19 protein-coding genes are annotated in these 25,156 nt (G+C 46.4%); 3 read left to right on the top strand and 16 right to left on the bottom strand.

Annotated features, from left to right (window positions below):
- Positions 1-171 precede the first annotated feature (171 nt).
- From MHI21_RS11440 to MHI21_RS11430, 3 genes are read right to left on the bottom strand one after another with little or no spacing between them, the layout of a single operon-like run.
- Positions 172-2,625, bottom strand: a complete 2,454-nt coding sequence (locus MHI21_RS11440) for a glycogen/starch/alpha-glucan phosphorylase (protein ID WP_342420021.1) — start codon at positions 2,623-2,625, stop codon at positions 172-174.
- A 45-nt stretch (positions 2,626-2,670) separates the two neighbouring features.
- On the bottom strand, positions 2,671-3,774 hold the full coding sequence (gene glgD, locus MHI21_RS11435) for a glucose-1-phosphate adenylyltransferase subunit GlgD (protein ID WP_341161647.1): 1,104 nt from the start codon (positions 3,772-3,774) through the stop codon (positions 2,671-2,673).
- A gap of 23 nt (positions 3,775-3,797) precedes the next feature.
- On the bottom strand, positions 3,798-4,943 hold the full coding sequence (locus tag MHI21_RS11430; RefSeq protein ID WP_069291775.1) for a glucose-1-phosphate adenylyltransferase: 1,146 nt from the start codon (positions 4,941-4,943) through the stop codon (positions 3,798-3,800).
- Positions 4,944-5,200: 257 nt separating this feature from the next.
- Between MHI21_RS11430 and MHI21_RS11425 the strand changes: the two genes are divergently transcribed.
- Positions 5,201-5,338, top strand: coding sequence for a hypothetical protein (locus MHI21_RS11425; protein WP_023988334.1), 138 nt, complete (start codon positions 5,201-5,203; stop codon positions 5,336-5,338).
- Positions 5,339-5,452: 114 nt separating this feature from the next.
- Here the strand turns inward: MHI21_RS11425 and MHI21_RS11420 are convergent, their stop codons facing one another.
- The 6 genes from MHI21_RS11420 to MHI21_RS11395 all read right to left on the bottom strand — a co-directional run bounded on the left by MHI21_RS11420 (position 5,453) and on the right by MHI21_RS11395 (position 12,704).
- Positions 5,453-6,265: a DUF3891 family protein gene (locus MHI21_RS11420; RefSeq protein ID WP_342420020.1), complete on the bottom strand. Its 813-nt coding sequence runs from the start codon at positions 6,263-6,265 to the stop codon at positions 5,453-5,455.
- 131 nt (positions 6,266-6,396) lie between these two features.
- Positions 6,397-7,185, bottom strand: coding sequence for a response regulator (locus MHI21_RS11415; RefSeq protein ID WP_342420019.1), 789 nt, complete (start codon positions 7,183-7,185; stop codon positions 6,397-6,399).
- On the bottom strand, positions 7,157-9,121 hold the full coding sequence (locus MHI21_RS11410) for a sensor histidine kinase (protein ID WP_342420018.1): 1,965 nt from the start codon (positions 9,119-9,121) through the stop codon (positions 7,157-7,159). Before MHI21_RS11410 ends, MHI21_RS11415 begins: the two co-directional genes overlap by 29 nt.
- Before the next feature lie 45 nt (positions 9,122-9,166).
- A complete protein-coding gene (locus MHI21_RS11405) occupies positions 9,167-10,813 on the bottom strand; it encodes an extracellular solute-binding protein (RefSeq protein WP_342420203.1) in 1,647 nt (548 codons plus the stop codon).
- A gap of 26 nt (positions 10,814-10,839) precedes the next feature.
- Positions 10,840-11,727 (bottom strand): carbohydrate ABC transporter permease, encoded by an 888-nt coding sequence (locus tag MHI21_RS11400; protein ID WP_342420017.1) that lies wholly within the window; start codon positions 11,725-11,727, stop codon positions 10,840-10,842.
- A 14-nt stretch (positions 11,728-11,741) separates the two neighbouring features.
- Positions 11,742-12,704: an ABC transporter permease subunit gene (locus MHI21_RS11395; RefSeq protein ID WP_342420016.1), complete on the bottom strand. Its 963-nt coding sequence runs from the start codon at positions 12,702-12,704 to the stop codon at positions 11,742-11,744.
- Positions 12,705-12,957: 253 nt separating this feature from the next.
- Between MHI21_RS11395 and MHI21_RS11390 the strand changes: the two genes are divergently transcribed.
- Positions 12,958-13,848 carry a hypothetical protein gene (locus tag MHI21_RS11390; RefSeq protein ID WP_342420015.1) on the top strand — a complete coding sequence of 297 codons (891 nt, stop codon included), beginning with the start codon at positions 12,958-12,960 and terminating at the stop codon, positions 13,846-13,848.
- Positions 13,849-14,042: 194 nt separating this feature from the next.
- On the opposite strand, the gene MHI21_RS11385 is transcribed toward MHI21_RS11390, so the two are convergent.
- The 4 genes from MHI21_RS11385 to MHI21_RS11370 all read right to left on the bottom strand — a co-directional run bounded on the left by MHI21_RS11385 (position 14,043) and on the right by MHI21_RS11370 (position 18,666).
- Positions 14,043-14,900, bottom strand: a complete 858-nt coding sequence (locus MHI21_RS11385; RefSeq protein ID WP_342420014.1) for a DNA-binding protein — start codon at positions 14,898-14,900, stop codon at positions 14,043-14,045.
- Positions 14,901-15,081: 181 nt separating this feature from the next.
- A complete protein-coding gene (locus MHI21_RS11380; RefSeq protein ID WP_209941877.1) occupies positions 15,082-15,528 on the bottom strand; it encodes a GNAT family N-acetyltransferase in 447 nt (148 codons plus the stop codon).
- Positions 15,529-15,655: 127 nt separating this feature from the next.
- The gene (locus tag MHI21_RS11375) at positions 15,656-17,155 is read right to left on the bottom strand and encodes an altronate dehydratase family protein (RefSeq protein WP_209941876.1); all 1,500 of its coding nucleotides are present in this window, start codon (positions 17,153-17,155) and stop codon (positions 15,656-15,658) included.
- Between the two features lie 17 nt (positions 17,156-17,172).
- A complete protein-coding gene (locus MHI21_RS11370; RefSeq protein ID WP_341161655.1) occupies positions 17,173-18,666 on the bottom strand; it encodes a tagaturonate reductase in 1,494 nt (497 codons plus the stop codon).
- A 314-nt stretch (positions 18,667-18,980) separates the two neighbouring features.
- On the opposite strand from MHI21_RS11370, the gene poxB reads away from it, so the two are divergent.
- Positions 18,981-20,705 carry a ubiquinone-dependent pyruvate dehydrogenase gene (gene poxB, locus MHI21_RS11365; RefSeq protein WP_341161656.1) on the top strand — a complete coding sequence of 575 codons (1,725 nt, stop codon included), beginning with the start codon at positions 18,981-18,983 and terminating at the stop codon, positions 20,703-20,705.
- A gap of 99 nt (positions 20,706-20,804) precedes the next feature.
- Here the strand turns inward: poxB and MHI21_RS11360 are convergent, their stop codons facing one another.
- From MHI21_RS11360 to uxaC, 3 genes are all read right to left on the bottom strand, one after another.
- Positions 20,805-21,809 (bottom strand): LacI family DNA-binding transcriptional regulator, encoded by a 1,005-nt coding sequence (locus tag MHI21_RS11360; RefSeq protein WP_069079639.1) that lies wholly within the window; start codon positions 21,807-21,809, stop codon positions 20,805-20,807.
- 87 nt (positions 21,810-21,896) lie between these two features.
- Positions 21,897-23,297 carry an MFS transporter gene (locus MHI21_RS11355; RefSeq protein ID WP_061830333.1) on the bottom strand — a complete coding sequence of 467 codons (1,401 nt, stop codon included), beginning with the start codon at positions 23,295-23,297 and terminating at the stop codon, positions 21,897-21,899.
- A gap of 271 nt (positions 23,298-23,568) precedes the next feature.
- Positions 23,569-24,993, bottom strand: a complete 1,425-nt coding sequence (gene uxaC, locus MHI21_RS11350; protein ID WP_342420013.1) for a glucuronate isomerase — start codon at positions 24,991-24,993, stop codon at positions 23,569-23,571.
- Positions 24,994-25,156: the final 163 nt, after the last annotated feature.

Raw genomic sequence — 25,156 nt, 5'->3', positions numbered from 1 at the left:
TTATGAGGTTTGAGCCTTTTCGGATTAAGCTTTATCAATAGGAGGACTCCTTCAACAGTACTATTCAAGTTCAGGAATGAGTCAATACAGCTCCCATCCTTACTTATGTCTATACTGTCATTATAACCCTCAGCGTTCGAAAAGCAATGTTATTCCGCCTGTTTCGCCGTTTTAGGACAGAATTCGCTTGTTGACATCGTTTTGGAGAGGTACAATGTCCCAAATCTCAGCCGCGTACTGCTGAATCGTACAATCACTAGAAAATTTACCAGAGTGCGCCATATTGACCATAGCACGCCGAGTCCACTCCGAGGGATTCCGATACACTTGTTCAATGTGAACCTGTGTATCCACATAGGATGCGAAGTCCTTGAGCACAAAGTATTCATCATTATGATCAATCAGGGATTGATAAATGGCCTCAAATTCCCGTTCATGCCGCGTAAAAGGAGCATCGTTCACGAGTTGATCCAACACTTCACGCAGTCTTTCGTCACTATTGGCTGTTTTGCGCGCCGAATACTGGCCGTCCCGGTAATATGCCTCGATCTGATCCACCTTCAATCCAAAAATGAACATGTTGGCATCGCCTACCATTTCATGCATTTCAACATTGGCTCCGTCCAATGTACCTATTGTGAGCGCACCGTTCATCATAAATTTCATATTCCCTGTGCCTGAGGCTTCCTTGCCTGCCGTGGAAATCTGCTCACTGACATCCGCCGCAGGAATAATCAGCTCCGCTAGCGAGACCGAATAATTTTCAAGGAAAACGACTTTCAGCTTGTCCTTGACATCTACATCCCGATTGATCGTGTCCGCCACGTTGTTAATAAGCTTGATCGTCTGTTTGGCGAGAAAATAGCCGGGAGCGGCTTTGGCTCCAAAAATAAACGTGCGCGGCGTCACATCCAGGCCAGGATTACTTTTAAGCTGGCTGTATAAGTGCATCACATGCAAAATGTTGAGCAGCTGTCGCTTATAACCATGCAACCGTTTGACCTGTACATCAAAAATGGAGGACGTATCCAGTCGCACGCCCTGTTTTGCAAAAACATACTCAGCGAGCCTGACTTTATTATTTCGCTTAATCGCCTGTATCCGTTCTTTGAACGACTCGTCCCCACTGTAACGAAGCAGGTCGATGAGCTCCCTTGGACGGGTCCTCCAGCGTGTGCCGATGGTCTCATCGTACAAGCTTGCCAGCTCCGGGTTGGCGTGCATCAGCCAGCGGCGATGGGCAATCCCGTTTGTTTTATTATTAAAACGGTCAGGGTACAGCTCGTGAAACGACTTCATCTCTCGTTCCTTTAATATTTGCGTATGCAGCGCAGCCACCCCATTAACGCTGTAGCTACCGACGATTGCCAAGTGAGCCATGCGGATTTGTTCACCGTGAATAATCGCCATTTCACCAATTTTGATGTCCTGGCCTGGGTAACGCTCCAGTAGCATAGCGCAATAACGTTTGTTAATTTCTTCAATGATCAAGGAAATACGAGGTAGCAGCTCCCGTACCATATTGACAGGCCATTGTTCCAGCGCCTCACTTAATATCGTATGATTCGTATATGAAACGGTTCGCGTCGTAATATCCCATGCATCGTCCCAGCCCAAGCCCTTCACGTCTATCAGAATACGCATCAGTTCCGGTATAACCAGCGTCGGATGTGTATCGTTAATGTGCAGTGCTATTTTATCGGGCAACTGGCTATAAGGTAAACGAAGCTTCTCGAACGTACGCAAAATACTTTGCAATCCGGCCGAGCACAGGAAATACTGCTGCTTCAAGCGAAGCAGCTTTCCCTCATAATTGGAGTCATCCGGATATAGAAATGCTGAGATCGATTCCACCGATCGATTGTAGTCGAGAAAGCGGTAATAACCGCCCTCGCCTCGAATCGGTCCTCGAACGGGATCAAGCGCTGATTCCGCACTCCAAATCCGCAGCGTATTCACCTGCGCATGACCATAGCCCACCAGCGGAATATCGTAAGGGACAGCCCAGACTGTTTCGGCATCCTGTGTCTCGAATACAAGACGTCCCTCCTGTTCACGGGTTTCCACTCTTCCCCAAAAATGAACCTCGATCTTTTTGTCAGGACGGCGTTCCTCCCAGACATTCCCTTTCTGTAGCCAGTAATCCGGCAGTTCAACCTGATTGCCGTCCACAATACGCTGTTCAAACAGTCCATATTTATATCGGATGCCGCAGCCATGCCCTGCATAGCCAAGGGATGCTAGTGAGTCCATGAAGCAAGCCGCCAGACGGCCAAGACCACCATTGCCTAGCCCCGCGTCCGCCTCCTGTTCTTCAATTTCCTCCAGATCCCAGCCCAGTTCACCCAATGCCTGCCGAACCATATCCAGTACGCCCAAATTCAGCAGATTACTGCCCAGTAGACGACCTATCAAAAATTCCAGTGAAAAATAATAAATCTGCTTCTCTTGTCCTTCTTTGTAGGCTTGGTTCGTTTCTGCCCAATTCTTGCCGACTTGTTCGCGAATCATGCCACCCAAAACCTTATATACGTCTTCCGACTGAGCCTCCTGCATCGGTTTGCCCAGCCTTCCGACCAGTTGCTCTCGAAAAGCCTGCTTAAATGCTTCTTTATTGCTGAACAAAGTTGTACCTCCTGTTATTTCCGTTTTAATGGCTAAGTATATCCTTTAAATTACGCTATTCTTGGCAATGACATAGGGAACTCTAATGTCTCCAATCAGAGTTCGATCTGGTGAAAGCTGTACATCTTTATCTAAAACCACATTCTCCACAACTGCCCCTTTACGGATGACACATTTTTGCATAATAATCGAGTTGCTTACCCGCGCGCCCTCCTCCACCTGCACTCCACGGAAAAGAATACTGTTCTCGACCTTGCCCCCAATGGTGCAGCCATTAGCAACAAGCGAATGATCCACCTCGGCGCTGTGCGTATAACGAGTCGGGGCTTCATACTTGATTTTGGTATGCACCGGCTGATTCTGAAACAGTGCTTGATACTGCTGCTGATCCAGCAGCTTCATGCTATTTTTATAGTAGCTCTCGATAGAATTAATGACCGCATGATAACCTTCATAACGATACGCATAAATACGCAGTCCACTTGGGTTTTTCTGGATGGCATCGCGAAAGAAATGATTATCCTGATGGGCTATACAATGCTTCACCTGATCTAGATACAAGCCTTTGTCCATTACGAACATTTCCAGATAAATATTATGATGATCCTGCTCCTGATGAATACCAGTCACCCGTCCGTTCTCATCAATCTCCAGTCGTGCACAAGGAGCATGCTCAGATTCGAGCTGGTCTATGGGTTTATATACGAGGGTAACATCTGCATTTTTCTCCCGATGATAACGGTATACATCCTCGATATCAACCTTATTGACATGCTGAGTTCCTGCGTGAACAATGGTTTGCCCCGATGAGCGATGGAAAAAGTCCAAATTGTTGTGCACATGCTGCAAATCCCCACGTGATGCATCCGTCGGATCATTCCAGTCCGGTGGCAAAATAAACAACCCGCCCCGTCTGCGGTCTAAATCCCAAGGCCGACCTTCACCCAGATGATCCAGCAGCGAACGGTATTTGCGGCGGATAAACAGTGCAATATCATGCACCCCTGCATGCATCATGTTGGATAAGGTAAAATCAATGAGCCGATATCGACTGGCAAAGGGAACTGCGGCCCCGCACCGGAAATAGGTCAACTCCTTCAACTGATCCAGTTCGTGATCTAGGTTGATAACTCCAATGAGTCGGCTCATAGCAGACACCGTCCTTATCCGGGTTAAATTCGTGCATGAAGCTGGCTTTCCTGATCGAACAAAATAATCTCATCAGAACTATCTTCAGGTCCGATAAACGCGTTGTCTTCAATAACGATGTTCTCATTCACGATAGCCCGGTGGATACGTACATTGCGCCCAATTTTTACGTTTGGCATGATGACAGAATCGGTAATGACGCTCCCTTCACCTACTTCGACCCCATAAAATAGTACAGAATGCCTTACTTCTCCATCCACCATGCAGCCTTCATTTACAATACTGTTTTTGAGGATTGCCCGTTGGGTTATATACTGGGCCGGTTGATTCGGACTGCGGGTATAGATGCGCCAGAAAGGGTCGTTCAGATCCAAAGGCGGGTCCTGAACCAGAAGATCCATGTTGGACTCCCACAAGCTCTGAATGGTACCTACATCCTTCCAGTACCCGGCAAACGGGTACGCATACAGCGACCGGCCATGCTGAAGTAGCAATGGAATGATATCCTTGCCAAAATCATGTGAGGATTCAGAATCGCTTGCGCTTTCCAGTAAATAGCGACGCAACACCTCCCATTTGAACAAATAAATGCCCATGGAGGCCAATGTACTTTTCGGCTGTTCAGGCTTCTCCTCAAAGTCATATATTTTCAGATCATCATCGGCGTTCAGTATCCCAAATCGTTGGGCTTCCTGAATCGTGACATTGATGACAGAAATGGTGCAGTCTGCTTCCTTCTCCTTGTGGTAGTGGAGCATTCGACTGTAGTCCATTTTATAAATGTGATCCCCTGACAGAATGAGTACATGCTCCGGGTCATACTGATCCAAGAAATGCAGGTTTCGATAAATTGCATCCGCCGTGCCTCTGTACCAGTTGTTTCCATTTTCTTTCTCGTGCGGTGGTAAAACAAAAACTCCTCCATCCAGGCGATCCAAATCCCAGTCGCTCCCAACGCCGATATAGGAATGAAGCACCAACGGCTCATATTGGGTCAATACGCCTACGGTGTCTATACCAGAATGAGTGCAATTGCTTAGAGGGAAATCAATAATGCGGTAAGTTCCTCCAAAAAACACTGCCGGTTTGGCTAGTGTACGGGTAAGTCCTTTGAGTCTTTTGCCTTGTCCGCCGGCGAGCAGCATGGCAACCACTTCCTTCTTTCTCATAACAAAGACCTCCCTGTCATGTGCGTCTGAAGCAATTGTGGCGGGATATTTAATAATATCCATTAAACATGAAAAGACAGTCGTAATCGTTTCATTGGCGAAGGAACGGGTAAGATGTGATGGAGAAGGGTAAAATCATAGTTATGCGGAACGAGTGCAAGGAATCACTAAATCGTAAAATCCCGTTCATCTTTTCACATTTTGGATGCTTTTAAAGTATTCGTGTATGACAACATGATCATAAGGAGGCGTTATTCATGAAGAATAAAAAATGGGTGGTAGCAGCATTGGGAATGGGTGTTACGTATCTGATGAAAAATAAAGGGGCACGCGATAAGGTATTGAATAAGGTACAGACCATTGTCAATCGTGCGAAAACATCTGCAAAATCGTAAAATGTTAAAGTTAGAAAAAAGCGAGCCTCTCTGAATCATGGTTCAGGGAGGCTTTGCTCTGACTTTTTCTGCGTCTACGAACAAAATATGGTTCGAGGCTGTATCCGTAGACGGTCAGGCATTCTCCTTATGTTCTTCTACTTCCATGATATGTTCAACGGTAAAGGTTCGATGCGTCCATTCGGAAGAACGGTAAGCCTCTAGGAGACCAAAGGTACGAATTTTCTCCTTGTCCACCTGCTTAAAGGTATGAGTAATCCCTACCTTGCCCCTGAAAGGAAAAAAGGAAAGACCTACAGTCTGATCCGATAGCCACTCGGCCCAAACTCGCCCGCTTTCATGTCGAACAGCCGGGAAGCTTAAACCTTCAGCAAACCATTCATAATCTGCTGTAGGCGTACCCGGCTCTCGGCTGCACAAAAACAGACTCAATTCGTCGCAAAACAACATTCTCCGTACATCCGTCCGCACTTGATGGTCGAAGGTTACGCCACATGCCAGCTGCTGTTTGAGCCTCTGCCGACGCTGTTCCTCCGCCTCCTGATAAGCATGCGTAATCTGCTTGTCCTGAGCGTTTTGGTGCTCGGTCCGTCCGACTAGCTCCTTGTACATCAAGCTACACAGCAATGCCGCATACGTATTTCCTTGTTCGACTTCATCAATCCCAAGACGATAGAAAACAAAACGTGGACTGAGCGGAAAATCAATAAATGTATAAGGTGCAGACACATGATCATTCCAGAAAGGAGCAGCGTCTAACTGTATCCAACCCCGATCATGCTCCCTTGCTGCATATACAAAATCCTGCTTGTGACGTCTATTCTTGAAGGCACTCTCTTCCCATTGTGAAGCCAACTCACCCGAAATATGGGCATGGTCATGCTGCGTCGTCATGATATAAGCTTGGTCCGTTTCATAAATAACCATATGCTCTCCCCTTCCGTTCGGCGATTCGTGTGATTGTGTACAAACTCTCTGATCGAAGGCCATGGTTATACTTACGTTTATTATATCAGGATAAGGGTAAAAAGGCAGGCAAGTTTTCCGCCTCTTTATAACTAATTACCCTTTTGATTCTGCACTCGAAACTGCTGTGGGGTTATCCCCTCCAGCTCACGAAACACTTTGTTAAAATGCTTTGCATTGTCAAAACCCACGTTAGCCGCAATTTCATAAATCTTGCCCCCTTGACACTCCAGCAGCTTTTTGGCTTCTGCAATGCGCAGCCTTTTTACATATTGAACAAAGCTAAGGCCTGTATAGGCTTTGAAAGCCTGACTAAAATACGTATAATTCAAGGATACTGAATTGGATACTACTGCCATATTTAAATCCTCGCTGTAATGAGCATGGATGTATTGGATAGCACGTGTCATGCTACCGTTTCTATCGGCGATAACACTCGCGCCAGCCAGTCTATCTTTCTCTACGCTGACAACACTATCGTCTATGAGGTGGTTTCTCTGCTTCAATTCCTCATTCAAAACTGCCAGCGCACCGAACAGTTCCTCCCTTACGATCGGCTTGAGCAAATACTCCCGTGCCCCGCAGCGAATCGCTTCACGCGCATACTGGAACTCGTCATATCCACTGAGAATGATCACCAAAGGTCTGCGTTCCGGCTCCAGCTCGCGAATATGCTGCATCAGCATAATGCCATCCATAACAGGCATACGGATATCCGTTATCACCAACTCGGGCAAAAACTGCTTCACATGCTGCCAGGCTTCCCTTCCGTCCTTGACCAGTACACATTCATAGAGACCGGAAAATTCCCGTTCGATCATAGCTTGAAGTCCCATTCGAATATTTTTCTCGTCATCCGCAATCAACAGCTTGGTGGTCATGGTCCGCCCCCCTCATCATGTAACGTCTAGGCAAAATTAGGGTCACTGTCGTCGATTGTCCGGGGATGCTGTCCAGTCTTATGCCATACTCTTCGCCATACTGCATACTTAAACGGCGATGCACATTATACAAACCGATTCCCCCATTCATCCCGGGCTCGTGGGAATCCATATCCGTTCGCGCTAGACCAGCCATGATGGCGTTTCTTCTTTCTTCAGGTATCCCCACTCCGTTATCCTGTATGCGCAATTCTATAATATCCTGCTTAGGGCAGGCTTCAATCGTGATGCTGAATGGGCTTTGCAATGCACTCCAACCGTGCTTGATAGCATTTTCGACTACAGGCTGCAGCGACATTTTCAGCATCTCCAGTTCCATAAACGCCGACGATAGATGAATTTCCAATCCAATTTGGTTATCGTGGCGAATGTTCATGATGGCCACATAATGCTGAATATGTCGGATTTCATCCCGCAAAGCAACACACGATCCCGACCATTGGAGATTATAACGCATCATCGAGCCAAGGGAGGTAAGGGCATCCGACAACGGATACTGTCGTTCTATCTCCGCCATCATTTTTAAATTTTCCAATGTATTATAGAGAAAATGGGAATCAATCTGATGCTTGAGCGCTAGCAGTTCAGCCTCTTGAGCAGCGGCCTGCTTGTGTACTGCCTCGGCAATGAGTCCGTTAATCCGACTCAGCAGACTGCGAAAATATAGAGCCAGCTCAGCCACTTCTCCCCGCCCATATACTGGAATTCTAAGCTGAAAGTCACCCTCCTGCTCTACTTTTTTCATGGATTCACGCAGTGTATGTAGCTGCTTGAGAATGAAGGCATGCAGGGTATAAGAAATGACGGACATAAACACAATCAGCATACTAATAATGAGCAGCATGGCATTGCGTTTCTGACGGAGATCACCTAGCGGACCGTCCAGCGCCACCACATTTAGCAGATAGGCGTCCAACCCTTCTATATAACGGTACATACCGAGATAAGGCTTATTCTCATAGGAAAAATCAAAAACACCACCCGGTCCCTTAACACGGGACTGAAACAGATGGTGCACATGGGACAGAGGGATCGAAAGTGAATCTGATTGAGAGGAAGCTGTAGCTATATCGGTAGAAGACAGTGGTTTGTCAGCGTTCCGTGAGCTGGAATCGTCGCCGTCCAGAATGAACATTTGCCATGCGCGATCACGTTGTAGGATTCCAAACACTCTAGGTGAAAATAGCTCCAGCCTCATGTTGGTTTCTACCAACCCTGCGTGTCTTCCTCCGGTAGACTGAATTTCACGCAGCAGTGCCATATACTGCACTGTCTCACTTTCCTGCCGGGATTGCCCCAGAAGTAAGCTTTTCGGCCCCTTGTACATTTCCCACCATATTTTCCCTTGTCGGAGTTGGGCCGTTTTCAGCCAGGAAGCCTTAGGCAATCGTGATTCTTTGAAAATCATCGGCCATATTTCATGCGCCTGGGGATTATTCGTATACAGTCGAATGTTCTCTACATTGGGATTACTGTACAGCAAGTGCTGTAAATTTGGAAACACATTCAAGTTGAATTGGACCAGCTCATCGCTGCTTATTTCACGTTCCTCGGTCAGATAACGAATTACGTTGCGATCTGAGATCGCAAGCTGTGCGGTTCGCTCCATAATTTCCATATTGCTGTGAATATGGGCCAGCTCTGTATCCAACACATACTGATTTTGTACGGTGATGTCTTGCATGGTATTCTCGTACAGTTGGTGAAAGGTATATAGCGAGAATAATACCACCGGGATTAAAATGACTCCGATATACGCGACAATGAGCTTAACTTGAAGGGAGCAACCGCCAAGCCGATCGGCCGTACCCTTCATCCACTGCCATATAGTGCGGCGCAACAGGCTCTTCATCTGTGAACGTGCACGGCCTGGCATGAAATCACATCCTTAGGGGTTCAATAGATTAAGTCATTGAATTAATCATTTGGTGAACTGTTCAATTTTCTTAAGGTTTTCCTCATAGGCTTTTTGTTGATAGACCATAACTTTGTCATATCCTGCTTTTCTGCGGTCTTCCAAAAAGCGAGCAAACAGCTGGTCGAATTCCTCATCTGAGGAAGCCAGCAGCAGCTTCGGCAATGTCTTGCCCCAAATTTTATCTATCTGGCCTGACGCAATGCCCTCTGCCGAAGTTCCGGTCGGTTTAATATTGTCATATTGGGAGAAGCCTTTCGTCTTGCCTTTCGTCCAATCCTCTGGCTGCTTATACGGCTCGACGCTGGGCGGCGCCCACTGCAAATTCATATTCGTATCCATCAGCATCCAGAAGGTGAAGGAGGCGCCATATTTTTTATCAAAAGCAGAACGATCCTTGTTCAGTAGCTCCTGCACCTCCGGCTTGAAGGCTGGCTTACCGTTAACCATGTCCCACAGCTTGCCCTGCTCCCCCAGATACAGGTCACGATTTCCTTCCTCGCTAATCAGATAAGTCAGAAATTCAATAGCCCGCTCCTTGTCTTTGACATCCTTTGAAATAAGCGTCACCGTCCAGCCGGAAATACCCGGCCCGGCCAGCGTCGGCGGGTCCAGCTTACTGTTCGAAGGTCCATCCACCGCGATATAGACGGAGTTCGGGTCGTTCGCATATAACAATACCTGTTGCGTGGCAAAGTCGGAACGCTGATATAACATGGCAAAATATCGGCCCTGTGCCACCTTTTCCTCCATTTGCGGACGTTTGTCGATAAATACGTCCTTGGCGATCAGGCCCTGCTCATTTGCTTGACGGAATGTTTTGAGCCAGCGAATATACTCTTCGTCCGAACGACGATCGTATAGCTTGCCGTCCTTTTCATGAGGAATGGCTAGGAAATTGAGTAAATAGTCTTCAAAAGAATAATTTCCGTTATCTGTAAATTCGTGAAATCCTATCGGGATAAGAGGCTGACCGTTCACCTCCGGAAATTTCTCTTTCACTTTTTGAAGCGCTTTCAAAAATCCTTCCGGTGTTCTCATATCCGGCTTGCCGATCGCCTCGTACATGTCCTTCCGAACCATAAACGTCTGGTTGGAAACAAAATTTTGGCCGTATTTTTGATAATCCTGTGGCGAAGAAGAAGCATTAGGATACCCGTATACATTCCCGTCCGTTTGGCGATACCAGGACATTTTCGCCGGATCAGCTATTTTAATCAGATACGGATCGTATTTCTCGGCCAGCTTGTTGAGCGGAAGTACCATCTTGCCCTCAATCATTTTTTTGACCGCGTCCTCTCCCCAACCCAGCGTGACAAAATCAGGCAGCTTGCCGGAGGCCAGCATGGTATTGAGCTTTTCATTTTCATTCCCTGCCGGTACGATAAAATTGACGCTGACCCCAGTCTTTTGTGTAACATACTTTGAGGTCATATCCGTCCCCCACTTGTTCGGGAACCAGGAAAAGTTCAAATACCAGTCAAACGTAATCGGCTCCATATCCGCCTTCCATCCCGGTGCATCTGCCGTAGCCTTGGTCTTCTCGTCCTTCAATTCCGTGACAGTACCGCCTCCACCGGACGTACATGCCGCGAGCAAACCCACCAGCAGAACAGAAGCCAACAGCCCCTTCTGCCATTTGCGAATGTTCATCATAAATCTCCCCCTTGGATGATGTGCTATCCCTTAATCGAGCCGATCATCAGACCCTTGACGAAATATTTTTGCAGAAAAGGATATACCAGTACAATGGGCAGTGTCGTCACAACCATCGTCGCCAGCTTGATCGATTGCGAAGTGACGGACTGGGCAACGCCCCCCGGCGCAGCAGCCATCATCTGATTAGAGCTGGATTGGGCAACAACCCGGTACAAATACGTTTGAATCGGCTGAAGATCCGTATTATTAATATAGATCATTCCAGTAAAATAATCGTTCCACTGGTATACCCCATGAAACAACGCAATCGTCGCTACTACCGGCATAGATACAGGAAGCACGATCCGGCAAAAGATACCGAAATCGTTCGCACCGTCTATTTTCGCCGCCTCTTCCAATGCATCCGGCAGTTCTCGGAAAAAAGCCATAAAAATAATAAGGTCAAAAAAGCTGAACATCGCAGGAATGATGTACACCCAAAAGCTGTCCAGCAGTCCGAGATCACGAATCAGCAAGTACGTTGGAATCAATCCCCCACCGAAAAACAGGGTGATGGTGCCAATCAGCATATACAGCTTGCGCCCGATCAGCTCCTTACGGGAATATGCATATGCAATCATAGCGGTAAAAAACACATGAACAATCGTGCCGATTAGCGTCTTCGCAATAGTCACTCCCATCGCGGTCATAATACCGTTGTTGGCAAACACGGCCTGATAGCTGCCCAGACTGAAGACCCTCGGCCACCAGTAAATGCCGCCCCGCATAGCGTCTGCTCCTTCGTTAAAGGAGTTCACCAGCACATACCACACCGGATACAACGTCACAAAACAAACGATCAGCATGAAGACGTTGTTCACGAAATCGAATATCGCTTCGCCTGCTGTTCTGCGTTGCAATAGCTGCATGCAGCCGTCCTCCTTCAAAATAGGGATGTATTATTCACCCGCTTGGTCACCGAATTGGCAATTAGCAGCAAAATGAGAGCAAGAACCGATTTTAGCAAACCCACTGCGGTAGAATACGAGAAACGGCCCTGCTGAATGCCCAACTGATATACATAAATATCAACTACATTACTTGCACTTTCATTCAGCGAGTTACGCAGGACGAGAATTTGGTCGAAGTTGGAGTTCAATATGCCGCTAACCGCCAAAATAAATAAAATAGATATTGTCCCCTTGATAGCGGGAAGGGTGACGTACCACATTTTCTGAAACCGTCCGGCTCCGTCAATGGTGGCCGCTTCATACATGTCCGTAGATACCCCCGCCATTGCTGCCAAATAGATAATAGCTGACCATCCAAGCTCCTTCCAGATATCCGAGCTAACGACGATAGCCCAAAAATAGCTCGGCTCTGCCAAATAACTGATCGGCTGGTCAATCCAACCCCAGGCTAGCAACAGTTGATTAATCATCCCGGTATCTGCCAGCCACGTCGTTAAGATCCCGCCAAGAATGACCCAAGATAAAAAGTGAGGAAGGTACGAAATGGTCTGAATAGATTTTTTGAACCGAGTAGATCGTATTTCATTCAGGAACAGAGCAAATACAATGGGCAACGGGAACCCGATCGCCAGCTTAAGCAGGCTAATGCCCAGTGTATTTTTGACAATGTACCAAAAGTTATCATCCTCCAAAAAGGCCCGAAAATGCTCTAACCCCGCCCAAGGTGCGCTTGATAGGGTACCAATGATGTCAAAATGTTTGAAAGCAATCAAAATGCCGTACATCGGAATGTAATGGAAAATAATCATCCAAACCACCCCAAGCAGCGCCATAGTCTGCAAATGTCTTTGTTGAACCCATTTGCGCGCTAGTGATGCCCCTCTCCCCGATCGAACTGGCGGCTGTGTCTGCGGATTCTTCCATCCTGTACTCATACGAAAACCTCCCTTCTTTATAATGTAAGCACTTACATTTATTATTTTAGAGGCTTCTGCTTCGAATGAGTAGTACTGGATTTTTCGATTTTGGTATCTAAAGTTCAGGTGGAGATCTGACTATACGCACAAGTCTTCTTCCAGCCTTTGGATTTTTACATCTATTAATTTACGAAGAAGACTATCAGATGGTACGATAAGACTATATGTGATTCCAATCATTACCTATATACCTAGATCAGGAGGATTAAGAATGGAAGAATTGGTTCGTTCGATTCAGAAACAGGTTCGAATTAAAAGGGTTGCCTGCTGGGCGGGGCTCATCATGTTTGGCCTGTGTACTTTAGTTGGCATTGCAGCTCAGGAATGGCTTATGACGCTCTTGGCGCTCGCGATGACCATTTTATCCGTCTATGGATTAACCATCATGCGTGGTATGACAAAGTTTACTAAAGAGTATCAACCGGGAAAGGGCTACGGTTATTATCGCCGTACGGTACAACAAAAGCTGCGCTATCTAACTTGGGGACAGTGGTTAGTAGGCGGCCTTATTGTCCTGATGTTCTTTATATTTAACGTCCGACTTAGCGCTTTTCTCATAGCTATTCTGGGTATCCTAACCATTCAGTTCAGTATCAAAAAACGAATTAAAAATCACCAGGAGCCCGATATTACTGAGCTGGATGAGTTTGTACGAATGGGGATTGTTTCTCCGCATGAGCAGACTATTGGGGTATATAAAGATTTTCTACACCTGAGCCATACGTTTCGGGGTAACCAAATTGTTATCGTTACAGACAAACGCCTGATTTCTGTATTTGTGGAGGAACAGGGGCGTGCGGTGAAAACGGAAATGCTGCTCTCGGGTATTAACAAAATACGCGCAATCGGTACGGGTTTTCAGGGTCAAGGTATTTTGCTGTCTGTAAGTAACCGTGACCATAACGAGCTTCACATTCATATGGTCGGGAAAAGCATTTTCTTTTCTCCAGAGCAATTCATAGGCTCCTTGCTACGGGCACTAGATGCAGCGTTAAAAAGCAGATCATACAGCACGGAAGAACCATTCCCGTGCTACCAACAGACAAGAATTTCTTTGCATCCATCTGAACAAGGTTTGCTGCATAAACCTACGACAGCCTAAATATTTTGGGACATGTGCCACGTTATATATACGTTATGATCGGTCTTCATAATACGTCAAATAGCAAGTAAGCCCTGATCTTAATGAGCTTACTTGCTATTGGGTGTACTTCTACTTTACTTCTGCCTTCTTAATGATTGGCTCCATGATAAAACACCGTGATAAGATCATGACTTGTAACAAACACTAGCAAGCTAAACATACTGAGCGACAGAGGGCGTGAAATCAATTTTTTCATCCTTTAACACTCCTTTTAAAATAGTTATATATTGGTCTTGCTGTGTTGCTGTAGCTTGGGATCTGAAAATTTCAAATATAGCGGTACATTTCCTAAACTCATGTTCATGTTCCATACCCAGGGTATCGGACAGCATGAGAGATTGCAGGATATAGCCCAACGCAACCGTAAACTGTTGTTGCTTGATATAATAAAGAGCCAGTTGATAGCAGAAGCGAAAATAATAAGATACATTCACGGGCTCTTCAAAATATTTAAAACCTTCAATTTGTTCGGCAAATGATTCAAGCACAGCCTCTAAAGGATAGTCATATCTCGACGCTCCCTCAACGATGGAAAGAAGCCCCGGTAACAGCTCTTCCGGATTATTACGAAGAAATTGCATGTATTCCTGCAACACTTCGGCATGGCCTGACAAAATATCAAGGGCATACAAATTAGCTCTGGCAGCATAGCGGTAATATTCGACCTCTGCTTCCCCATATTGATCGAGACCATTAAACCAGCCCAATTCTGAATATTTTTCGATGCAATCGCGAGCGGCCTCATACTTGCCCTGTTTTTGGAAAGCCATGCCTTTCATGAGATGACTGTAGCCGTAGTAGTAGACTAGCGGCCGTTTGGTATGTATGGGTTGTATAGGTTTCTTGCGCGCTTTGTAGAGCTGTAATTCCTGATACTTTTGGTTGACATGGCTATACAGCCGGTCGCATAAAGCAATCATATTAGCACCATCCGCAAATGAAAAAGACAGCTTAATCATGTTAACAAGTGTGTCTAGATCTGTGATGTCGGAGTGAACAAGATCATCCACCGTTCCCGCCTCCTTATCCGACTTTTATATTCACCAAACAAAAGTAAGATCTAAATCCTAACTGAAAATAACTTAATTACGTAGTTATTACGTAATTAAGTTATATCATAAATTCAAACATATGACAAGTGCATTATGATAATATATTCCAGTTTTTAAAATAGCGATGTAAGTGGATCGTTCACTTGTTCATTTCCATGTGAAGCAAAGGAAATGCCCTACCTGATCCATCCAGTGCAGATCGCCCCGTTTGTACAAAGCCGTAATGTCTGTAGAAAGCATACGCTTTCTCGTTCTGCTCATTCACGTCCACTTTGAGATGCTTCCCTTTTATTTTTTCAGCATACTGGATGAGTCGGCTGCCTATGCCCTGCCCATGCCGTTCAGGGTCCACAAACAGCATCTCTATTTTCAATCCGTCCAGCCCGATAAAACCTGTTGGTTCTTGACTTGTATTCCATTCCATCCAAACTTCAAGTTCTTTTAAAACACCATTGCGTACGATATGATGATAAAAGTGAATGTCCTCTTCCGACAAAAATGTGTGCGTCCGGCGTACAGCCCGCTCCCAAATATCAACGAGTTGATCATGATTTTCTTCACGATAAGCAACAATTTCATTTTGCACTTGTACTTCCCCCCTCATTTAAAAATCGATATTGCATGTTTTGCAGTAAGTCTAACATGCCTATTTTGAAGCATACAAACACAAAAAAGGAAGCGGAATAATTCCGCCTCCCTTACACTACAGCCTTTTACAACGTAACACCGTTTTTAAAAATAGCGAGCTCTCTGAAATTGTTTTTCTCATTGTTCACCCAGGTTCCGCTGGCTACATCGACAATGTAATCAACAAAGTTGCGGAGCGCTTCTTCCATACTGACATCCTCCACCAGTGAACCAGCGTTATAGTCGATCCAATGAGGTTTAGCTTTATACAACGGCGAGTTGGTTGAGACCTTCATCGTCGGAACAAAGGAGCCAAACGGCGTACCGCGTCCGGTTGTGAAAATGACGAGCTGGCAGCCCGCTGCGGCGAGAGCTGAAGATGCCACCAGATCGTTCCCCGGCGCGCTGAGCAGGTTGAGTCCCTTCGTCTTGAGACGTTCCCCGTACTGAATGACATCAGTGACCGTGGAAGACCCGGATTTTTGCGTGCAGCCCAGTGATTTATCCTCCAGTGTCGTGATGCCCCCTGCTTTATTGCCCGGTGACGGATTTTCGTATACTGGCTGCTTGTAATCCAGAAAATATTGTTTGAAATCGTTAATCAGATGTACGATCTTATTAAATACTTGCTCATCGGCAGCGCGCTCCATTAAAATCGTCTCCGCCCCGAACATTTCAGGTACTTCTGTCAATACCGTTGTTCCACCTTGCGCGGCCATATAATCCGACAATCGTCCGAGTAATGGATTGGCAGTAATACCCGATAAGCCATCAGATCCACCGCATTTCAAGCCGATGTTGAGCTCAGACAAAGGTACAGGTTCCCGTCGATCTTCTTGCACGGCCGCAAAAATTTCGTGGAGCAGCCTTACCCCTTCCTCTACTTCATCCGACACATCCTGGGAAAGCAAAAACTTTACCCGCTCCGAATCATATTCCCCGATGGCTTCCTTAAATTCTTTCATTTCATTGTTCTCACAACCCAAACCCAGTACAAGTACGCCACCTGCGTTCGCATGTTTTACGGCATCGATCAAAATCGTGCGTGTATGTGCATGATCGTCACCCAACTGAGAACAACCATAGTTATGCTTGAGCACAAGTGCATTTTCAAAAGGTGAAATATCTCCAGCTTCCTGCTTAAAACGGTTTAAAATAAGTTCAGCGATCCCGTTCACACAGCCGACCGTCGGCACAATCCACAACTCATTGCGAATCCCCACACGACCGTCCTTTCGCCGAAAACCTTGAAACGTACGACTCTCCTGTTCATATAAATGAGGAGCTGGCTTAGGCTTATAAGTGTACTCCTCCACGCCTGTCAGGTTCGTCTTCGTATTATGCGTATGCACATGCTGACCTGCCTGAATGGGCTGAATGGCATGACCGATGGGATATCCATATTTCAGAACATACCCACCTTCAGGTATATCCTGCAAGGCGATTTTATGCCCACGTGCTACATCCTCGGCTAGCTCCACCCGTTGTTCTTCTTGTGCTCCCCACGCCAGTGTCTCTCCCTGCTTGTAATCACGCAAGGCGACAGCCACGTTATCTTGATCATGAATTTGAATGAATTCCAGCATTCCGGTCTCCTCCTTGCTTATGCTCTGGGCACGCTGTTCCCGGTTAGAGAATCGAGCGTCTCCTTCATTCCTCTGCTTGTAATTTCATACACGTGCTGTGCCGTTTGTTCAGCCAGTCCTTCGATCTGATTCAGGTCTTGACCCCACCATGACTGCCGGCCAAGTGCCAGCGCAGTCAATTGCTTCGCCCCGGCAAGAGTACCGTCATATTGACTCCACAGTTCACCAAACGTACTCAACACTTCAGCTTCGTCAGCCAACGCAATCGACTCGCCATTTCTGTCACCCCGGTAAAATACGAGCAAGGACGCCAGTGAAAACACGATTTTGACAGGCAGCGCCTTACGTTGCTCCACATACTGGAGCAAAGATGGCAAGTTCCGTGTCTTGAACTTGGACACCGAATTTAGTGCGATACTCATAACATAATGACTTACATAGGGATTACGGAATCGTTCAATAACATCATCGGCATATACATTCAATTCCGCTTCTGGCGAGTCCAGCGTCGGAATAATTTCTTCTCGAATCAGCGACTGGATAAAGTTTCCCATAATCTCATGCTCGACCGCCTGCCCCACCGTGTCCAGGCCATATAAATAAGCTACAGGTGTAAGCGCCGTATGTGCTCCATTCAAAATGCGTACTTTCCGTGTACGGTAGGGCGCCATATCGTCGACAATCAGTACATTCAATCCGGCCAAATGCGCAGGTAATTCTTCTTTAAGCCACTGTGGCCCTTCAATAACCCATAAATGATACTGTTCACCCACAACAACCAAATCGTCCTTGTAACCCATTTCTGCTTGAATTTCATGGATTCGGTCTTTGGGATAACCAGGTACAATCCGATCGACCAAACTGTTGCAGAACGTATTCGATTCCTCCAACCATGCAATAAACTCAGCCCCAAGCTTCCATTGGTCCGCATATTTCAGTACGATTTCCTTGAGAGCGTCTCCATTACGGTCGATGAGCTCGCACGGAATGATCACCAATCCCTTGCTCTGATCGCCCCCGAAGAATTGAAAGCGCTTGTACAGAAAGGCGGCTAGCTTGCCTGGAAAGCTCTTTTGCGGACGATCTCCCAATTGATCCTCTGGGGCATAAGCGATCCCCGCTTCCGTCGTGTTCGACACGACAAAACGCAGCTCCGGCTTTTGGGATAATGCTTCATACTCCAAAAAGTCCGAACCGTACGGATTAATCCCACGAGTGACGCACTCCACAACGGTATGCTCCTTCATGGCCTTCCCATCCTTGATCCCTTCAAGAATAACCGTATACAGGCCATCCTGCTCGTTAAGCTTCTCCACGAGGCCTCCTGGCTGCGGTTGTACAATCACAACTCCCGTATTCCATTCTGCCAGCTTATTCATTTTGTCAAATTGCCAGTCTACAAAAGCACGCAGGAAGTTCCCTTCCCCGAATTGCAGCACCCTCTCAGGAAGTGGTTCAGTAACGATAAAGCTTTTTCTGTTTAATTGGTCTAATTCATCTACTTGTTTCATCCGGAGTAACCTCCCACAATTACCATAATGATTTCATCGTTATTTTATCACAATGCACACGTTAACAAAATAGTTTTATCAACATTTTTAGTTTAAAAAAATAATAATGACAATAATATGAACACGTTAACATATACGTTTATATAAAAATCTGCAAGTATATCGTCCTTTTTCTGTTGTTTCGCACCTGATCTAAGACGGTTAAGGCTAACTATCACCCTATCCCGAGACCTTGCTCTTATATACATTTCAGAAGAATAGACGCAAGAAAGCACGGGCAGGATAACACTACTTACTAGGCAGGAGGAACATCTATGAAGACAATCGCAGATACTATTGTACAAGTTTTGGTCAATGCAGGGGTCAAGCGGATTTATGGCATTGTTGGAGATTCTCTAAATAATATGGTTGATTCCATTCGCAGCAACGGTCAAATCGAATGGATTCATGTAAGGCATGAAGAAGTGGCTGCCTTTGCAGCTGGAGCAGATGCTGACCTTAGTGGCAGCATTGCTGTATGTGCTGGAAGCAGTGGTCCCGGAAATTTACATCTGATTAATGGTTTATATGATTGCCACCGCAATCGGGTGCCTGTACTGGCTATTGCCGCTCATATTCCAAGCGACGAAATCGGAAGTGAATATTTTCAAGCTACCCATCCTGAGCATCTTTTCGGAGAATGCAGTCACTTCTGTGAGGTGATTACGACACCGCGTCAAATTCCCAGAACGGTGACCATGGCCATTCAACAGGCAATTTCACGTTCAGGTGTATCCGTCATTGTTCTTCCCGGTGATGTAGCAGCTTTGGAGGCGGAAAAGGTACCCGTCCCTGAACATGTCTACCATCCCACTGCACCTGTAGTGCATCCGTCAGCTTCCGAAATTTCCCGACTGGCCGAATATTTGAATAAAGGCAAACGAATTACGTTACTATGCGGTGCTGGCTGTGCACAATCTCACGACTTGCTCATGCAGTTATGTGACAAGCTAAAGTCCCCCATGGTATCCGCTCTGCGAGGCAAGGAATATCTGGAGTATGACAACCCTTATTATGCTGGATTGACCGGACTGATCGGGTATTCTTCCGGGTACCATGCGATCATGGATTGTGACGTCCTGCTTATGCTCGGAACAGACTTCCCTTACAGACAATTTTACCCTGAGGATGCGATTGTCCTACAGGTAGATATAGAGCCAGCCCATCTCGGCAGACGTACTCCGTTGACGTATGGTTTATGCGGGGATGTAAAAGCCACATTGGAAATGCTGCTACCGCATTTAACGTCAGAGCATGACTCCAAGCATCTAGAGAAAACCGTCTCCCACTATACCAAGGTACGCCAGGAGTTGGATGATCTTGCCGTCGGTAAACCAGGTCATACGCCGATCCATCCGCAATATCTCGCCAAGGTCATCAGTGACGCCGCGCAGGAAAATGCTATTTTCACTTGTGATGTCGGTACTCCCACTGTATGGGCGGCGCGTTATTTGCAGATGAACGGTCAGCGGCGGCTTCTCGGCTCGTTCAACCATGGCACGATGGCAAATGCCCTGCCGCAGGCGATCGGAGCGCAGGCCACTGAGCCTGACCGACAAGTGATTGCCCTCTCAGGCGATGGCGGACTCACGATGCTGATGGGCGACCTGCTCACCCTGAAGCAGCATCAGCTGCCTATCAAAGTCATTGTTTTCAATAATGGCGCTCTCGGTTTTGTCGAGCTGGAAATGAAAGCGGCCGGATTCCTGGAAAACGGCACGGAACTGGTGAATCCTGATTTTGGTGCTGTAGCGCAAGCCATGGGACTCAAGGGCATCCGGGTTGAAGATCCGACAATGCTGGAGGATGCCATTCAGCAAGCATTGGCTCATGATGGCCCTGTTGTGGTAGACGTGGTGGTGAACCGTCAAGAGCTATCCATGCCACCCAAAATTAATCTTAAACAAGCAGAAGGATTTACACTGTGGATGATGAAAGCGATGCTGAACGGACGCGGTGACGAGATTGTAGAACTGGCTAAAACCAATCTCTTTCGTTAAATACAGACGAAGCAGAGCACACTTCAACCTAAAAGGGGCAGAAACCATACATCTAGCATGGTTTCTGCCCCTTTGGCCTGCCTGTTAATTAAACGAGACTCAGCGTGGTCTGCCTGCCGTTGATTTCCGCTTCATGAGCGCGGTCTCCATAAATATAAGCTCACCCTCATTGGACGGTGACTGAATTCGTTCCAGAATGCAGGCGGCTCCGCGCTCACTTATCTGCTCAATCGGTCTTTTGACCGTTGTTAACGGTGGAGTCGTATACATTGAGAACCCGATATCGTCAAAACCAATGACAGAGATATCCTCTGGTACCTTCAAGCCATTTTCGAATACCGCATTCATTGCCCCAATAGCCATATCATCGTTAGAGCAAAATACCGCTGTCGGCGGCTCCTGCAAGGAAAGCAGTTGCTTCATTGCCTGGCTTCCGCTTTCAGTATCATAATGGCCTTGCACGATATATTCATGTCGAATCGGCTTACCACTATCAATCAACGCATTCATAAAACCCTCGCGGCGTTGCTGGGTAGACTTGAAGCCTTCTACCCCTTCAATGATCGCAATGCGTTCATGCCCACTTTCAACGAGAAAGGAGACCGCTTCATAGGACCCTTCCTTATCATTTGAAATCACATTTACAATCCCCGCCCCGGATACCTGCCGATTCAGTACAACAAGCGGAATGCCTTGACCGAGCACATGATAAATAAAAGGGTTGTCCGCCTCGCTCTGGCTCATCAGAATGATACCATCAAAACGCTTGCGGTGAATGGCCGAAAAATCGGCGTAATCGTCAATCCCTCGCACAAACAGATTGTAATCCACCCCGATGACATGATTAACTCCACGGATGGTATCCGCAAAAAAACTGGAGCTGGTGCCTTCTGAAATACTGGTGAAAAACAGGCCAATCGTATGCGAGCGCTGGAGAACCAGGCTTTTGGCATTAAAATTTGGAATGTAATTGAGTTGCTCTGCCAACTCCATAATTTTGCGTTTCGTATCTTCTTTAATCAGCGGGCTGTTATTGAGCGCCCGGGAGACGGTTGTATGGGAAACATTAGCCAACTTGGCAATGTCTTTAATGGTAGCTGCCATATACGTATCCTTTCCTTAGTGAGGCTCTAAAAAAATTATATACCCACCATACCACAGGAGCCGCCCGGAAAAGAAGACTTTCACAAATTATACGCGGTTATCCGCATGTCGACGTTGTAACTCTTGAACCATTTCTGCATGTCTGCTGTCAGTCAGCTTGTACATTTTACCGATGACCAGCATGGCCAAAGCCAGGGCAACAGCCGGATAGAGACAAAGCAATGCCTTGATCCCAAGCAGCGTTCCAGAGGACTGAACCACATTCGGAACATACCCGATGAGCGCTAGTCCAATACCCGATAGAAAGCCAGACAAGGATTGAGCCAACTTACGTGAAAAGTTAAATAACGAGTAAGTAATCCCTTCTTTACGCTCTCCGGATGACCATTCGCCATAATCAATGATATCGGACACGAATGCCCAGGTCACCCCGTTAGGAATACTAATACCAATGAACGAAATACTGGCCAGGATTGTGAAAATGTATACATTGGAAGGCATAAAAAAGTTAATGGAGTCGGCAATGACACTAACCAGCATCCCCAGTATGGCTGTTTTTCGTTTACCGAAGCGCCGTACCAGCTTGGGCAGGAATAACACACCCAGTAGCGACGAACCGATAATAATAAAATTCATATAAGCCATTAATTCTACATGCCCCAAGTTATATTCGGCAAAATAGATCAGCAGTGCGGACTTGATATTGTACGCGGATATGGTGAAAATCGTCATCAAAACGAGTACCAGCAAAGGCTTGTTATTCGTAAAGGTATGCACGATAACGCCTATAGATAGCTTCTCTTTTGGCCCGGACTGGCTAATAATACGTTCTTTCGTTCCTCGGTAACATATGATGAAAGCGATCACACCAATGAGTGACATAATCCCCATCACAACCGGATAGCCAACATGATGGTTAGGAAACAGTAAAATAAGCGGCATGACAACGACACTGGTGACGAATAATGCGCCCAGAGATCCCGCCTGACGGAAAGATGACAATGAGGCACGCTGATGAGTATCCTGCGTAATAGCGGCACCCAGCGAGCCGTATGGAATGTTTACAATAGAGTAGCCAATTCCCCAGATCATATAGGACGCATAAGCGTAAATGAGTTTTCCAGTAGGCGAAATATTCGGCGAAATAAAGGTAAGAATCGTAAGAATTGCAAGGATAACGCTTCCAACGATAAGAAAAGGTCTAAATTTTCCACGTGTACCGATATGTTTGCGATAATCAACAAAGGACCCGACAATGGGATCACAGACGGCGGCAAACAGCTTGCTGACCAAGAAAATGCCTGCGGCGGCTCCTGCAGAAACCCCAGCTACATCTGTAAAAAATTTCAGCAAATACAACTGCCCCAAATCAAACATGAATCCGTTTCCAAAGTCACCCATACCATACGAAATCTTTTCTTTCAGGCTAATATGCTCGCCTGTCTTGTTGTCAGTTTGGACGCTCTCCTGCACGATAGGCACTCCCATACCTACACACCCCTCTATGTTTGTAATTATTTTCACATAATTAGTTCAGGATTTTGCAAAATTCGATTCCAGTCGCTCCGAAGTGCAAAATATAGACGAACTAAACCATTTCGATCTATATCTTGTTCATTGGAAGTCGCTTATGAGATTTTTGCAAAATCCTCAGTTGATAACTATTTTGTTTTCAATTGCTCTTACCGGGAGTTTTGAAACAAGCTCCTGGCAAGAGCTCTTTCTATGAAGTTAGTGAGTTCTCACCTAGGCAATAACTTCACTTACTATGAACAACCGTTGGGAAATTAAAATATTGCTCCGCGTTATTGTAGCAAATATTTTGTACCATTGCTCCGAGCAGTTCCAGATCCGCAGGCGCCTTACCCTCCTGAACCCACGTTCCAATTAAGTCACACAGTATACGGCGGAAATATTCATGGCGTGTGTAGGACAGGAAGCTACGGGAATCCGTCAGCATACCAATAAAGCGGGACAGCACCCCGTAGTTAGCCAGCAACTTCATCTGCTCCTGCATACCTTCGATGTGGTCGTTATACCACCATGCCGTGCCAAACTGGATTTTCCCTACAGTTCCACCGGATTGGAAGCAGCCCGCGAGACTTGCCAGTACTGGATAATCAACCGAATTAAGCGAATACAAAATCGTTCTCGGTAATCCTCCTGCCATCTCCTGTGCGTCCAGCAATGCCGCCAATGGACGAGCGATCGAGCCATCATTTACGGCATCGTAGCCTGTATCCGGTCCCAAATGACGGAATATAGCCGTGTTGTTGTTACGCAGCGCGTGAATGTGGTATTGCATAGCCCAGCCATGTTCTGCATACTGTTTGCCAAGAAAAACCAAAACGTACGATTTATATTTCGCCTCCTCTAAAGGAGTCACATGGCCTTCCTCCAGCGCCTTGCTGAATATGGCTGCTGCTTCCTCCAGTGTCGTTTCTTCATAGACAACAGTATCGAGCGCATGATCAGATACCCGACCTCCAGCAGCATGGAAATGGCGCACCCGGCTCGCCAGCGCATTCAAAAATCCTTCCAGGCCAGAAACATCCAGTCCACTGACTTCACCCAACCGAGTCACCCAAGGCTGGAAAGTTTCGCGATTAATTTCCAAAGCTTTGTCGGGGCGGAAGCTTGGCAGCACTGCCACTGGGAAATCGTTCAGCTTGCTGATTTGTTTGTGGTATTCGAGATGGTCCGTCGGATCATCCGTGGTGCACACCACAGTTACCTTCGAGTTCACAATCAGATCTCGTGCGCCAAAGCCCTTTCCCTGCAGCTTTTGGTTTACCTTTTCCCAGATTACAGGTGCGCTCTGTTCATTCAGCAGCTCATAGACACCAAAAAAGCGTTGAAGCTCCAAATGCGTCCAATGGTACAGCGGATTGCCGATTAGTGTAGGTACGGTTTTGGCCCAAGCTAAAAACTTGTCATAATCTTCACCATCCCCCGTAATCAGGCGTTCCTCAACCCCATTGGCCCGCATAAGTCTCCACTTGTAATGATCTCCGTACAACCAGGCTTCCGTAATATTCTTGAACTTTTTATTTTCATAAATTTCTTGTGGACTTAAATGGCAATGATAGTCAATAATCGGCATATCCTTGGCATACTGATGATATAAGGTTTCAGCCGTTGGATTGCTCAACAAAAAGTTTTCGTCTAAAAACGTTTTGGTCATTACTTTCTCATCCCTTCTGTAATCGTGTTTCCTAGCAATTTGTTAACGTTAACAATAATGTTCGAGATACTACTTGCCTTTTAACAATTACATTCCCCATAGCAGTGGGAAATCCATATGATTTGTACAGGACAATACAACTATAATATGATACCTGTACATC

The organism is Paenibacillus sp. FSL H8-0168 (genome assembly GCF_038592955.1).
In the GTDB taxonomy this organism is placed as follows: Bacteria; Bacillota; Bacilli; order Paenibacillales; family Paenibacillaceae; genus Paenibacillus; species Paenibacillus polymyxa_B.
Note: the sequence above shows the minus strand (reverse complement) of the source record. Positions and strands in the feature narration are given on the sequence as shown.

Coding starts and splice junctions, on each gene's coding strand:
- MHI21_RS11400 (WP_342420017.1), bottom strand. CDS start 11,727: ATGCAGCTATTGCAACGCAGAACAGCAGGCGAAGCGATATTCGATTTC.
- MHI21_RS11360 (WP_069079639.1), bottom strand. CDS start 21,809: ATGGCAGCTACCATTAAAGACATTGCCAAGTTGGCTAATGTTTCCCAT.
- MHI21_RS11410 (WP_342420018.1), bottom strand. CDS start 9,121: ATGCCAGGCCGTGCACGTTCACAGATGAAGAGCCTGTTGCGCCGCACT.
- MHI21_RS11395 (WP_342420016.1), bottom strand. CDS start 12,704: ATGAGTACAGGATGGAAGAATCCGCAGACACAGCCGCCAGTTCGATCG.
- MHI21_RS11415 (WP_342420019.1), bottom strand. CDS start 7,185: ATGACCACCAAGCTGTTGATTGCGGATGACGAGAAAAATATTCGAATG.
- MHI21_RS11375 (WP_209941876.1), bottom strand. CDS start 17,155: ATGCTGGAATTCATTCAAATTCATGATCAAGATAACGTGGCTGTCGCC.
- MHI21_RS11405 (WP_342420203.1), bottom strand. CDS start 10,813: ATGAACATTCGCAAATGGCAGAAGGGGCTGTTGGCTTCTGTTCTGCTG.
- MHI21_RS11390 (WP_342420015.1), top strand. CDS start 12,958: ATGGAAGAATTGGTTCGTTCGATTCAGAAACAGGTTCGAATTAAAAGG.
- uxaC (WP_342420013.1), bottom strand. CDS start 24,993: ATGACCAAAACGTTTTTAGACGAAAACTTTTTGTTGAGCAATCCAACG.
- poxB (WP_341161656.1), top strand. CDS start 18,981: ATGAAGACAATCGCAGATACTATTGTACAAGTTTTGGTCAATGCAGGG.
- MHI21_RS11370 (WP_341161655.1), bottom strand. CDS start 18,666: ATGAAACAAGTAGATGAATTAGACCAATTAAACAGAAAAAGCTTTATC.
- glgD (WP_341161647.1), bottom strand. CDS start 3,774: ATGAGCCGACTCATTGGAGTTATCAACCTAGATCACGAACTGGATCAG.
- MHI21_RS11420 (WP_342420020.1), bottom strand. CDS start 6,265: ATGGTTATTTATGAAACGGACCAAGCTTATATCATGACGACGCAGCAT.
- MHI21_RS11355 (WP_061830333.1), bottom strand. CDS start 23,297: ATGGGAGTGCCTATCGTGCAGGAGAGCGTCCAAACTGACAACAAGACA.
- MHI21_RS11425 (WP_023988334.1), top strand. CDS start 5,201: ATGAAGAATAAAAAATGGGTGGTAGCAGCATTGGGAATGGGTGTTACG.
- MHI21_RS11430 (WP_069291775.1), bottom strand. CDS start 4,943: ATGAGAAAGAAGGAAGTGGTTGCCATGCTGCTCGCCGGCGGACAAGGC.